This is a genomic window from Gracilibacillus salinarum, assembly GCF_022919575.1.
GTDB classification, from domain to species: Bacteria; Bacillota; Bacilli; order Bacillales; family Amphibacillaceae; genus Gracilibacillus; species Gracilibacillus salinarum.
Genome location: NZ_CP095071.1, coordinates 1,820,564 through 1,832,854, shown reverse-complemented (window position 1 = coordinate 1,832,854; position 12,291 = coordinate 1,820,564). Strand labels below are relative to the sequence as shown.

The 12,291-nt window shown below is 37.2% G+C and carries 10 protein-coding genes; all 10 read left to right on the top strand.

The features are described from left to right. Positions 1 to 107: 107 nt before the first annotated feature. The 10 genes from MUN87_RS08600 to MUN87_RS08555 all read left to right on the top strand — a co-directional run bounded on the left by MUN87_RS08600 (position 108) and on the right by MUN87_RS08555 (position 12,253). Positions 108 to 1,004, top strand: a complete 897-nt coding sequence (locus tag MUN87_RS08600; RefSeq protein WP_244747315.1) for an AraC family transcriptional regulator — start codon at positions 108 to 110, stop codon at positions 1,002 to 1,004. 100 nt (positions 1,005 to 1,104) lie between these two features. Then, positions 1,105 to 2,139 carry a zinc-dependent alcohol dehydrogenase gene (locus MUN87_RS08595; RefSeq protein ID WP_244747313.1) on the top strand — a complete coding sequence of 345 codons (1,035 nt, stop codon included), beginning with the start codon at positions 1,105 to 1,107 and terminating at the stop codon, positions 2,137 to 2,139. Between the two features lie 155 nt (positions 2,140 to 2,294). After that, positions 2,295 to 3,455, top strand: coding sequence for a Gfo/Idh/MocA family protein (locus MUN87_RS08590; RefSeq protein ID WP_244747311.1), 1,161 nt, complete (start codon positions 2,295 to 2,297; stop codon positions 3,453 to 3,455). Between the two features lie 128 nt (positions 3,456 to 3,583). Next, complete coding sequence (locus tag MUN87_RS08585; RefSeq protein ID WP_369414014.1) at positions 3,584 to 4,444, top strand: sugar phosphate isomerase/epimerase family protein; 861 nt, start codon at positions 3,584 to 3,586, stop codon at positions 4,442 to 4,444. Between the two features lie 251 nt (positions 4,445 to 4,695). Then, positions 4,696 to 5,691, top strand: coding sequence for a hydroxyacid dehydrogenase (locus tag MUN87_RS08580; RefSeq protein WP_244747310.1), 996 nt, complete (start codon positions 4,696 to 4,698; stop codon positions 5,689 to 5,691). A 43-nt stretch (positions 5,692 to 5,734) separates the two neighbouring features. Beyond that, positions 5,735 to 6,853 (top strand): alginate lyase family protein, encoded by a 1,119-nt coding sequence (locus MUN87_RS08575; RefSeq protein WP_244747308.1) that lies wholly within the window; start codon positions 5,735 to 5,737, stop codon positions 6,851 to 6,853. An 86-nt stretch (positions 6,854 to 6,939) separates the two neighbouring features. After that, positions 6,940 to 7,986: a response regulator transcription factor gene (locus MUN87_RS08570; RefSeq protein ID WP_244747307.1), complete on the top strand. Its 1,047-nt coding sequence runs from the start codon at positions 6,940 to 6,942 to the stop codon at positions 7,984 to 7,986. Positions 7,987 to 8,081: 95 nt separating this feature from the next. Beyond that, a complete protein-coding gene (locus tag MUN87_RS08565; RefSeq protein ID WP_244747305.1) occupies positions 8,082 to 9,782 on the top strand; it encodes a sensor histidine kinase in 1,701 nt (566 codons plus the stop codon). A gap of 619 nt (positions 9,783 to 10,401) precedes the next feature. After that, the gene (locus MUN87_RS08560; protein ID WP_244747303.1) at positions 10,402 to 11,361 is read left to right on the top strand and encodes an ABC transporter permease; all 960 of its coding nucleotides are present in this window, start codon (positions 10,402 to 10,404) and stop codon (positions 11,359 to 11,361) included. A 13-nt stretch (positions 11,362 to 11,374) separates the two neighbouring features. Then, positions 11,375 to 12,253 (top strand): carbohydrate ABC transporter permease, encoded by an 879-nt coding sequence (locus MUN87_RS08555; RefSeq protein WP_244747302.1) that lies wholly within the window; start codon positions 11,375 to 11,377, stop codon positions 12,251 to 12,253. The last annotated feature ends 38 nt before the right edge of the window (positions 12,254 to 12,291 follow it).

The window sequence follows — 12,291 nt, the reverse complement described above, 5'->3', positions numbered from 1 at the left end:
AAACGCTGGATCATTGCTTCACCTAAAAATATCACAATAAAAAAATCCTATGCAGCACATCGCCTTTTACATATAATGTGGGTCAAAGTATAGGAGGTGATGAAGAGTTGGGCCTGTTACGCGACAATCAGCTTCAATTACTGTGGACCGCCAGAATTGACTATACCGCAAATTCGGCAGTTAGCTTACATCAACATACAGACTGTTACCAATTGTTGGTAGTGCTAACGGGGAATGGTCATATTTTTACGAATGGAAAAAGGCAGCATGTTAACAGAGACAGTGTTTATCTTTTTAAAATTGGAGATTCGCATCGGTTTTACTTCACAGATGCCTGTAAAACAATCGATTTTAAGTTTAAGATATTGGATCGTGAACTGGAAAAAGAAATTTCAAAAGAGCAAGTGAAAGAAGATTGCCCTGTAGCAGAATTAGAAGAATTTAAAAAATGGCATCACCTTGCTCGCCATATAGCAGAGGACTCAGATGCATTAGCCTGGAACAGAATCGATTCCGGATTTAAAAGTACATTCATATCTCTTGTGGAAAAATCGAAAAACAGAAAGCGTTCGGCTATAAGTACTGCAAAAGATCAAGGCATCATTACTTGCCCTGGAAAAGCGTCTAAACATCCGATTGTGCAGTATGTTGAAGCTAATTACGCTGCAAAGATCACGTTAAACCTGCTTGCTGAAATGTATAATTATAATCCAAAATATATTATTAAAATCTTTCAAAATGAAGTGGGAATGCCGCCTATTCAGTACTTACAGGAGGTCCGATTGTATTACGCGCGTTATTACTTAGAATTCACCTCGCTCACTGTCACTGAAATTGCAGAGAGTATAGGATGGACCTCTCCTTATTTTTCCAAACTTTTTAAAAATGTTGAAGGAAGGTCTCCACGGGAATACCGTACTTTTTTTGTTCAATATGTTGGCAAGGACATCAATATGTCAAAAGAATTTAATAATAAATGGAGAATTTCCATGCCAAAAAGCTAGTGAAGCTGAATTTAGATTAAGTTTATGTGAAATACGACCATTCTCTTTTGGTTCATACCATAATACGATAAACATACAAGAATGAAGGGGGTTGACCTGAATGGTAAAGAAAATGACGATACCGCCAATGGAGTTAGTTGATCGAGATGGCGAGGATACACAGTTATGTGCAGTAATGGATGAGGTGAACGATATAACAGTTAAGAGAGCCAAAATCCCTGATCCGACAGCTGACAGTGTCAGAGTAAAAGTCAAATGGGTCGGAATTTGTGGCAGTGATCTTGAGGTATTCCGGGGAGCAAGGGAACCTGAATTTATTAGTTATCCTACAAGGCTTGGCCATGAAGTGGCAGGTATTATCGATAAAGTTGGAGAAAATGTAGTGGGATTAAAAGAGGGAGATCAGGTGACGCTTCGATATGTATGGGGGGCTTTCGCGGAATATATCTGCTGCAGTCCATTTTCTATAAAAGTATTACCAGCAGATTTCCCTCTGATGGAAGGTTCATTAATCGAAGTTCTGCCGGGAATACTGCATGCTGCGGAAATAGCAGAAATCTCGCCCAATAAAAATGTCCTTATTACAGGGCAAGGGGTAAGCGGTCTTGTACTTACGCAAATTATTCATCTCTTCAGCCCGCGAAATTTAGTAGTAACTGATTTATTTGAAGAAAAATTGGAACTGGCAAAAAAGTACGGTGCCACCCATACGTATAAAATACCGAATGATCATACAAGTACAATGAGTGTAGTTGGTAATGATTTTCCAGAAGGTTTTGATGTAGTCATTCCATGTCTGCTTGAGGGAGAAGGAATGGTGGATGCGATCGATGCCGCTGCTCAAAATGGGAGAATAGTAATGTATGGCTGTATTGGAACATGTCATGAGCCGGTAGACTTTTTTAAGATACACAAAAAAAGATTGGATATCTTTTCAACAGAACCGAAAAGGGATATTGACAATCGCAGGTATTTTGACGAAGGGTTACGTTTAGTCTTGGATGGCTTAGTAAATACAAAAGAAATGATTACCCACGTCATTCCATTGAAGCGCATTAAGGATGCTTTTGATCTTCGGAATCAGCATAGTGGTGATACATTACATGTCATGATTGATTGTGAAAATCACAGGTAGAACGAGACGTTGAAAAACAGAGACCTAAAAAAAACACAAGAGGAGCAAAATAAAACCATAGTACGGATTTCACAGATGAAGTAGTGTAAAAGAATAGAGCGAAAGCGATGTCAATATCGGCGCTTATCACTTTAGCATGGAAGGAGAAGGGCATAGTGAAAAATATCCGGATTGGAATTATCGGTGTAGGAACGATGGGAACTAGGCATATGAATTATTTACAGGATGGTTTAATCAATGGAGCGACAGTGACGGCATTATATGAAACTACTAAAGAACGTGCAGAGTGGCTTAAGGAACATGTAAGCAGTGAAATAGAGGTATTTACTGATGAGGACGCTTTTTTTCGTTCTGGAATGGCAGATGCTGTAATTATAGCAACACCTCACTATGACCATTCTAAATTGGCGATAAAGGCATTTGAACATGGTCTGCACGTATTATGTGAGAAACCTGCTGGTGTATATACAAAACAGGTAAGAGAAATGAATGATGCTGCACAAGCTAGCGGGAAGGTATTTTCGATGATGTACAATCAGCGAACAAACCCTCTGTATCAAAAACTAAGAGAATTAATTATGGATGGGGAGTTAGGGGAAATACGCAGAATAAATTGGATTATTACAACATGGTACAGGTCGCAAAGCTATTATGATTCGGGTGGTTGGAGAGCGACATGGGCTGGTGAGGGCGGAGGTGTTCTGATTAATCAATGTCCCCATCAGCTAGATTTGTGGCAATGGATGACTGGTATGATGCCGGAACGCATACGTGCATTTTGCTACTTTGGCAAGCACAGAGAGATTGAGGTGGAGGATGAAGTTACTGCCTTTACCGAATATGAAAATGGAGCGACCGGTGTGTTTATCACGACAACCGGAGAAGCTCCTGGAACGAACCGGTTAGAGATTGCGGGGGATCGGGGTAAGGTAATTGTGGAAAACGGCAAATTACATTTTTGGCGGTTACGTGTCCCTGAACCTGAATTTAATCGGACCTATCAGGGTGGTTTTGGATCACCGGAGTGCTGGAAAGTAGACATTCCTGTAAAAGGAGAAGAAACCGCACATCCGGGCATCACACAAAATTTTGTTGATGCTATTCGGAAAGGCACTGCATTACTTGCTCCAGGAGAGGAAGGAATAAAGGGGCTGACATTATCCAATGCCATGCAATTATCCACATGGTTAGATGATTGGGTATCATTACCGATAAATGAAGACCTTTATTATCAGCATCTCCAGGAAAAAATGAAAAACTCATCCGTTAAGAAAGAAAACAAGAGTATTGCGTTGAAAGTGGAAGGAAGTTATTAGCATCAATATCGGACATCAAACGATTAATGACCGATTTGCCACGGTGCTAATCGATAATGAGCAGTGTGGCAAACCCCGCTGCTCATTATCGCACTTTACAGAGTGAAATAAATGAGAAAAGGTGGTAGATGATGAAGTTTTCCGTTTTTACAGTGATGACACCAGATATGACACCAGCACAATTAGTTGATAATTTAAAAGAAATTGGATATGACGGTGTGGAATGGCGTTTTAAGCTAACACCTGAAGAAATGAAAAAAGAACAGCCAGGTTTTTGGAGAAACAATTTAAGTACTATCTCTCCTGAGGCGACAGATGAGGAACTAGACAATTGGTTAGCTCTTACCGATGACAGAGGTTTAGAGGTAACGAGTATCACACCCTATTTAAATTGTGGAGAATTAAAAGAAACGGAGAAAGTTTTACAAGTTGCCAAAAAATTAGGTGCTTCTTCTATTCGATTAGGGGTTGCGAAATATGATCGAACCGAAAATTATAATGATTTGTTCCAAAAACAGTTAGCCTATCTTAAGGAAGCGGAACAGATGTGTAAGCAGTATAACGTGAAAGGCCTAATAGAGACACATCATCAAACAATTGCGCCTAGTGCAGGACTTGCTCATCGAATAGTGGAAAATTTTGACCCGGATCATGTAGGTGTATTATATGATCCTGCTAATATGATAAAAGAAGGATATGAAAATTTCAGAATGGGAATGGAATTATTGGGTCCATACTTAGCACATGTACATGTCAAAAATACGAAATGGGAAATAGTGAGCAAGGAAGAAGATGGTACTTACAACTGGCAACCGAGCTGGGCAATAGTTGAAAAAGGAGTAGTAGATTGGAGACAGGTCATTTCTGATCTGAAAGCTGTTGATTATGATGGAAATATAGGAATGGAAGACTTTAGTGGTGAATTAAACACAAAGGCGGCATTAGAACACAATATTAAATGGATCAAACGATTATGGAAGAAAAGTTAAAGGTGTACGCCCCTTTAACTTTTCTTATACGACAGAAAAGCAAAAAATGAATTCCTATAATATGGATTATGTCAACTTACTAGCATCCATTTTGAAATGTAGTTAGAGTTATGATGTCGCTCCGGCCAACCATTCGCGTCCATAATCCATCTTATAGGTAGTTGTTTGCTATTTGTGTTAGTTAGTTAGGATCGGGTGGGCTTTCGTGGTTTTTCTAATATATAACATTTTGATAACAGGGAGGGATATGCTTGCTTAAGGGTCTTTATATCATGAATGAAAGGTCATTTGATCTTGTTTATCCAGCAGATGTAAGAAATGAAATTGAAGAGATAGTCGATATTTATGCACCACCTCTGACGAGTCAATCATTAAGGGAAGACCTTTCCATTCTGCAAGAAGCAGAATGTCTCTTTACCGGATGGGGAGCTCCTGAATTAACTAGAGACCTGCTTGAAAAGGCACCGAATTTAAAAGTGATTTTTTATGCTGCAGGTTCTATTAAAAAAATCGCAACAGATGCATTTTGGAAAAGTGATGTGAAAATTACGACAGCCGCAGAGGCAAATGCTATTCCGGTGCAGGAGTTTACCCTGTCTCAGGTTCTTTTTTGTCTGAAAAATGGGTGGCAATATGTAAAAGATATCAGAATAAATAAAGCATATCCTGAAAAACCTTACTCATTCTCAGGGGCATATAACAGTACGGCAGGTATTATTTCATTAAGCAAAATAGGCAGAGGAGTTTGCGAATTATTAAAACCATTCGAGATTAACCTGTTAGCCTATGATCCATTTGTCAGTGAACAAGAAGCAGAACTGTTAGGCGTCAGTCTCTGTAGTTTAGACGATCTGTTTTCAAAGTCTGATGTGGTATCCTTACATGCTCCGCTTTTAGAAGAAACAAGAGAACTGATTAAAAGGGAACATTTTAAATTAATGAAACCAAACGCGGCTTTTATTAATACTGCCAGAGGCGCAATCGTGAAGGAAGCGGAGATGATCGAAGTTCTGCAGGAGCGTAAAGATATTACAGCTGTCCTTGATGTTACATTTCCTGAACCTCCTCCGTTAAATTCGGTATTATATACAATGCCAAACGTTGTGCTAACACCACACCTAGCAGGCAGTCAGGGAGAGGAATGTGGCAGAATGGGCAATTATATGCTTGAGGAGTTAAAAAAATATGTGAAAGGTGAAAAGCTTCAGTGGCAAGTGAATTATCAAGCGTTTATCAAACAAGCTTAATAAGTAAGTTCCGAAAATAATCTGCACTCGGGAGGGATTAAATTTGTTAAAGTCTGATCAGAAAAGTAATAACGTGTGGTCACCATCTTACATGAATTGGATTATGACAAAGGCAAACAAATCGATAAACAAAAGGCCAGTTCACATCACAGATTCGATTGCTGATAAAAGTATGGGGAACAAGCATGATTACTATTCCAATGCGGACTACTGGTGGCCTAATCAAGATACGGAGAATGGGTTGCCTTATGTTAAACGTGATGGGGAATCCAATCCTCAAGTATTCTCTGATCACCGGAAGATACTAAGAAGTATGAGAACGCATGTAGCAAACTTAACTGCGGGATATCTGGTTAGCGGCGAGGAAAAATATGCAGAAAAGGCGGTCCTATTTCTTAAAGAATTCTTTTTAGATGAAGAAACAAAAATGAATGCCCATCTTGAATATGCGCAAGCCATTCCAGGTATTTGTGAAGGGAGAGGCATCGGGATAATTGACACACTACATTTAATCGATGTGCCACAAGCTATTCAATCACTGCAACAAAGTGCAGCTATGTCACCTCGTATTAGAGAAGGACTAAAAGAGTGGTTCAGCGATTATCTGCACTGGATGAATACACATCCAAACGGAATAGAAGAAAAGAACGCAAAAAACAATCACAGTGTATGCTGGTATGTACAGGTGGCGAGTTTTGCCATTTTTACAGAAAATCAGAAAATGTTGGGCTATTGCCGGCAACAATATAAAACGGTTCTTTTACCTGACCAAATGGCGCAAGACGGCAGTTTTCCACACGAGCTGGCACGAACTAAGCCATACAGTTATTCTATCTTTGTATTGGATAACATGGTAACCTTATGTCATATTTTATCAACACCAGATCAAAATTTATGGGAGTACCAATTAAAGGATGGCAGAGGGATAAAAAGAGGGATAGAGTTTTTGTATCCTTTTCTTAAAGATAAAAAAGCATGGCCATATTCAAAAGATATTAAACATTTTGCTAGTTGGCCAACTAGAATTCCCTTTTTATTATTTGCTGGAGTAGCTTTCAATGAAAAGAAATACCTTGATCTGTGGAATAAATTGGAATTGGAATCATCAAATCTTGAAGTGAGAAGGAATATTGCGATCAGGCAGCCAGTATTATGGTTTTGATTATCTTTTAGAATAATGTCCCCCTATTCTCTAGATCTTTTTGGTAAAATATAATGTAAGCGATTACTTAAAAGGGAGGCAAGGTAATGAATATTTTAGTTGTAGAAGATGAACCAATGATTTTAAAAGGAATATCTTTCCTGTTAAAGGACTATGAATATCCAGATAACGAGCAACCTACTATCTTTATGGCTAATAATGGTGTGAAAGCCATTGAGTATCTTCAATCTAACTCCTTCGATTTTATATTTACAGATATAAAAATGCCAGAAATGAATGGATTTGAATTAATTAGTAAATGGTCGCAGAAGAAGACGATTTCTCAATGGGTAGTTATTTCCGGTTTTAATGATTTTGAATACACGAGGCAGGCTATTCAATATGGTGTGAAAGACTATCTTCTTAAGCCAGTGACAAGAAAGAAAATGAATGAGACTATTGAGCGCTTATTGACTAACCGTGAAAATACAGAGAATTCTTTCATAAGTATCATGGAAACCCAATATATCCTTGAAAAGTTAGGGGGATTTATTTGGAACCTGGACGTAAAAGCAATGAAGGGATTTTTTTCCCAATGGGTGTGCAAGTTGCCTGAACACACGATTAATTTAAAGATATATCACAATTTTCTCAAAGAAGTATTAGAGATACTTGTCAGTCGTTTGAAATCGAAAGGAATAAAAGATTTAACTAACGATGAACTATGGGTAAAGGGCAGAACTAAGGAGGAGCTGGAGAGAAGTTTCATCGAAAGTTGTCTATTTATTATCGACAAGATTAGAATGAAAAGGAAAGGGAATGTTATTGATCCTATTGATGCAGCAAAAGAATTTATCGAACAGAACCTGGAGGAACGTCTCAATTTATCCGATGTCGCAGATAAACTCGGTTTTAACCCTACTTATTTCAGTCAGTTATTTAAAAAAGAAACGGGCGAAAGCTTTGTTGAATTTAGAAGAAAGATTCGTATGGAGAAAGCAAAAGAATTACTAGAGATGGATGCTATGCGTATAATTGATATTTCGAATGAGATTGGGTACAGTGATTTACCACACTTTACAAAAAGTTTTAAAAAATATACCGGTTATACGCCTTCAGAGTATAAACAGCGTTTAGGTATTTCCTGTACATGAAGCGTTTCAATGAAATGAACTTATTTCAGAGGCTTTTTCTTTTTTTTATAATCGTTATCTTATTTCCATTACTTTTTATGTCTAGCATTATATATATGCAGTCATCTAACTCGATTCAAAACCAGGTAGAGCAATATCTAAATCAGAATATTTCTGTCACTAATATGCAAGTGGATCGTTTTTTAAAAGATTATGAACTTATTACATTACCAATGGTGACAGACGAAAATGTAAAACGATATTTAGACCTGAATTCGAATCAGGCATTCGACAGGTATGAAATATACACAGAAATAACGAATAAGATGAGGGAGATTCAGAAGCAGAATCCTGCCATTGATATACTCTATATCATTACGGATAGCGGACATTCCGTCCTATCCGAGAATCGGTACTATGCACCGACTATTCCTTTTCCTACTGATCAGGTATATGATTATCTTAAGAAGGAAGCACCTGATTCGGGTAAGGTCGTTATCACTCCCAGAAAAAATATTGATGGCGAGTTAGTGATTACTTATACACGGAAGATCAGAGATAAAAATTTTCAGCCAAGAGGAATTCTTGGGGTGGACATTTCCTTTCAGACAATCATGGAGTATTGGTCTGTTACTGATATGAAAGAAGGAAGTAAATTGATGATTGTTGATGATGAAGGAAAGTTGATTTATCATCCTGATTCCTCATTGTTTGGCACTTATATTAATGAGGAAGTGCAATTACAATTAAATAAAAAAGAAAAAGGATCTTTTTTCAGTTCTTCAGCAGACAATGAGATGTTTTATTATTATCATACTTCTGATTATACCAATTGGAAAACGGTCATTACGATTCCAAAGTCTGAATTATTCAGGCCAATTTCCAATATACGGACAACTACTATTGTAACTGGAACGCTTGCTGTTTTAATCGCATTAATACTGGGTTATAACTTCACAAGAAGAATAGTTCGTCCCATTCGTATATTACAGAAGCATTTAAAAAAGATGGAAAAAGGGATTTGGACAAAGGTTCCTATAATGAATGGAACAGATGAAATGATCGGTCTGGTAAACAGCTATAACCAAATGATTGATGAACTGAAAAAGTTAATCGATAAAGTGTACTATACGGAATTAAATAATCAGAAGACACAACTGAAAATACAACAGAGAGAATTAGAGTGGCAAAAAAACGAGTTACATGCTTTGCAAGCTCAAATAAATCCACATTTCTTATATAATACTTTAGAAACGATAAATGCTTATGCGGTGATAAAAGGTGCAGATGAAATATCTGAAATGGCAGACAGTCTGGCTTATATGTTCAGATATTCGGTGAAGAATTTAGAAGTAGTGACAATAGTGGAAGAATTGGAACATGTAAGAAATTACTTAACGATTCATGAACACCGGATGCAAGAAAATATCGCTCTGGATATAAAAATAGATCCCGATCAATTATTAAAGGATGCTGTTAAACTCAGTCTCCAACCGCTGGTGGAAAATGCAATCGGTCATGGTTTTAATAAAGGGCTGGCTAATGGAAAGATTACAATTGATGCAAAAGAAAAAGATGATTTATTCTATATCATGGTTGAAGATAACGGAACAGGGATAAAGAAATCTCGTTTGGAGGAGCTGGAGTTACAACTTAAAAATAATCCTACCCACATCGATACGGATGGAATAGGTTTACAGAACGTTCATCGCAGGATTCAGCTTATCTTTGGAGAAGAATATGGCATACAAATAGAGAGTAAAGAGGACTGCGGAACGAAAATTATTATAGTAATTCCGAATACAAAAAAAACTTGAGGGAAAGTAAAAATATCTCTCAAGGTTTTTTTGCTTGTCTACATCATTCTGTTCTATACGTTGTAGCACTTCCTAGAGAGTAGGAAAGGTGTGAAGACTCTACATACGTCAGCTCCTGCTGAAGTTCCACTTTGTCTGTGCCTGTGTCGCAGGTTCTCTTTGGAGTGAGTTTCCTCGGTACTAGGCAGCAAAGAAGTTGTGCAAGCTGCAGCCTAGCTGAAGCAGTGCTATACAGTTCCACTTAACATCATTCCTATTTTTTGAGGCTTCTTTTACAGAAAAACTAAAGAAAACACAAACCGAGTAAAACAAAACCATAGTAGCCGTTCTTTAAATTAAGTAGGATAAAGTTATACATTATAGAAACGGAGGGGATATGTTCAGAGTGCATCCATTTTTACAAAAGAACAACCTTAAATGCAAGCGTTTTCTTTTGGTCGCGGCGCTAACCGTCCGTAATACCCCCACTTCAAGATTCGAGTGATACATAAGAAGCTAAGTGGGGGATAAACGGACGCTAACTTCCTGATAAGTTTCGCTAGCAATCAGTGGGGGTCAACCCCCCACTGATTGAAGTCTCACTTTATAAAAGTATCCAGAAAAAAAGGAGGGAGATTTCATGAGCAAAGTGTTAGCAAATGAATCTTCAGCAAAATTAAATGTTAAGTCAAAACAAAGAACAGTCTGGTCTCATATAAAAAAGTTTAAGGCACTGTATGTAATGTCATTACCGGGTATCTTTTATTTTATTATTTTTAAGTATGTACCTATGTTGGGTTCCATTATAGCGTTTAAAGATTATAATATTTTTCTCGGTTTCTTAGGAAGTACATGGGTTGGATTTGAGCATTTTATTACCATGTTTAATAATCCTGATATTTTCCAGATTATAAAAAATACGTTTATTATAAGCTTTTATGATATTTTGTTTAATTTTCCAGCACCAATCATTTTAGCATTGCTATTAAACGAAATAAGAGTCGTGTATTTCAAAAGAGTTATTCAGACCATTGTATATATGCCACACTTTCTGTCATGGGTTATCATAAGCGGTTTATTTATTACGATACTTTCACCTTCAACAGGGATAGTAAACACGTTAATTGAAGCACTAGGTTTCGATTCGGTTTATTTCTTTGGCAGTGAAGCCTTTACCAGACCGATTCTCATCACCTCAGGTATGTGGCAAAGCATTGGCTGGGGAACCATTATATATTTAGCCGCACTTTCGGGTATCAATCCGGAATTATATGAAGCAGCAAAGGTAGATGGAGCAAATAGATGGCAACAAACGGTAAGTATTACATTACCTTCACTTTTACCGACAATTACTATCTTATTTTTGTTACAAATAGGTCAATTTATGGACTTTGGATTTGAAAGAATCTACACATTTCTTAACCCTTTAAATTCAGGTACCGGACATATTATAGATACCTATGTATATGAGATCGGTCTCCTTAATGCTCAATACAGTCTTACCACCGCAATGGGGTTATTTAAGTCGCTTATTGGTTTATTTCTTATTATGATAGCCAATTTCTTAAGTAAAAAAGCGACAGGAAATAGTTTATACTAGGGAGGAATGAAAGATGAACAGCAAACTCAGTACGGGAAGCAAAATCTTTAATATATTTAATTATACTTTTGTCACGTTAATTTCCTTAACCATGATATTACCTTTCGTCCATATCTTAGCGAAGTCGTTCAGTTCGGGCAGTGCGATTGCAGAGGGTGATGTGTTTTTTTGGCCTGTTGAATGGGATTTGACAAACTATGCTTATGTATTTCAGGATGCCTCGATTTGGAGAGCGTTTGGTATTTCGGTTTTGATTACGGTAGTTGGTACAGGTATCAACCTAATTGCAACTGCCTCACTGGCTTATCCATTATCCAGAGCAGAATATAAAGGAAGGAAATTAGTGCTGCTTGGTGTTTTATTCACTATGATTTTTTCAGCGCCACTTATTCCAACATATTTGGTAATTAAAGAGTTAGGGATGATTAACACGTTATGGGCTTTAATGATTCCAAATGCTATTTCGGCGTTTAACTTTTTGGTAATGAGATCATTTTTTGTTCAGATTCCCCCTTCTTTAATTGACGCAGCCAGAATAGACGGATGTTCTGAAATGGGAATACTGATGAAAATTGTACTTCCTTTTTCTAAACCCGTCATGGCTACCATGACAATATTTTATGGGGTCTACCATTGGAACAGTTATCAGACTGCTTTGTATTTCTTAAACGATCCGAGCTTATATCCTTTGCAAGTAAAATTAAGACAGCTCATTCAAACCGATGATTTAAATATTGATGTGGAAACAACGATGTCCGCAGCTTTTATGAATTCTACTGAAGGTATACAAATGGCTACTATTATTATAGCAACCATTCCCATTTTAATTATATATCCATTGCTGCAAAAACATTTTGTCAAAGGCGTAATGATTGGTTCTATAAAAGAGTAGAAGTCTTGTCATTAGTTAAAGAAAATAATAAATATTCA

Coding starts and splice junctions, on each gene's coding strand:
- MUN87_RS08560 (WP_244747303.1), top strand. CDS start 10,402: ATGAGCAAAGTGTTAGCAAATGAATCTTCAGCAAAATTAAATGTTAAG.
- MUN87_RS08570 (WP_244747307.1), top strand. CDS start 6,940: ATGAATATTTTAGTTGTAGAAGATGAACCAATGATTTTAAAAGGAATA.
- MUN87_RS08585 (WP_369414014.1), top strand. CDS start 3,584: ATGATGAAGTTTTCCGTTTTTACAGTGATGACACCAGATATGACACCA.
- MUN87_RS08565 (WP_244747305.1), top strand. CDS start 8,082: ATGCAGTCATCTAACTCGATTCAAAACCAGGTAGAGCAATATCTAAAT.
- MUN87_RS08595 (WP_244747313.1), top strand. CDS start 1,105: ATGGTAAAGAAAATGACGATACCGCCAATGGAGTTAGTTGATCGAGAT.
- MUN87_RS08555 (WP_244747302.1), top strand. CDS start 11,375: ATGAACAGCAAACTCAGTACGGGAAGCAAAATCTTTAATATATTTAAT.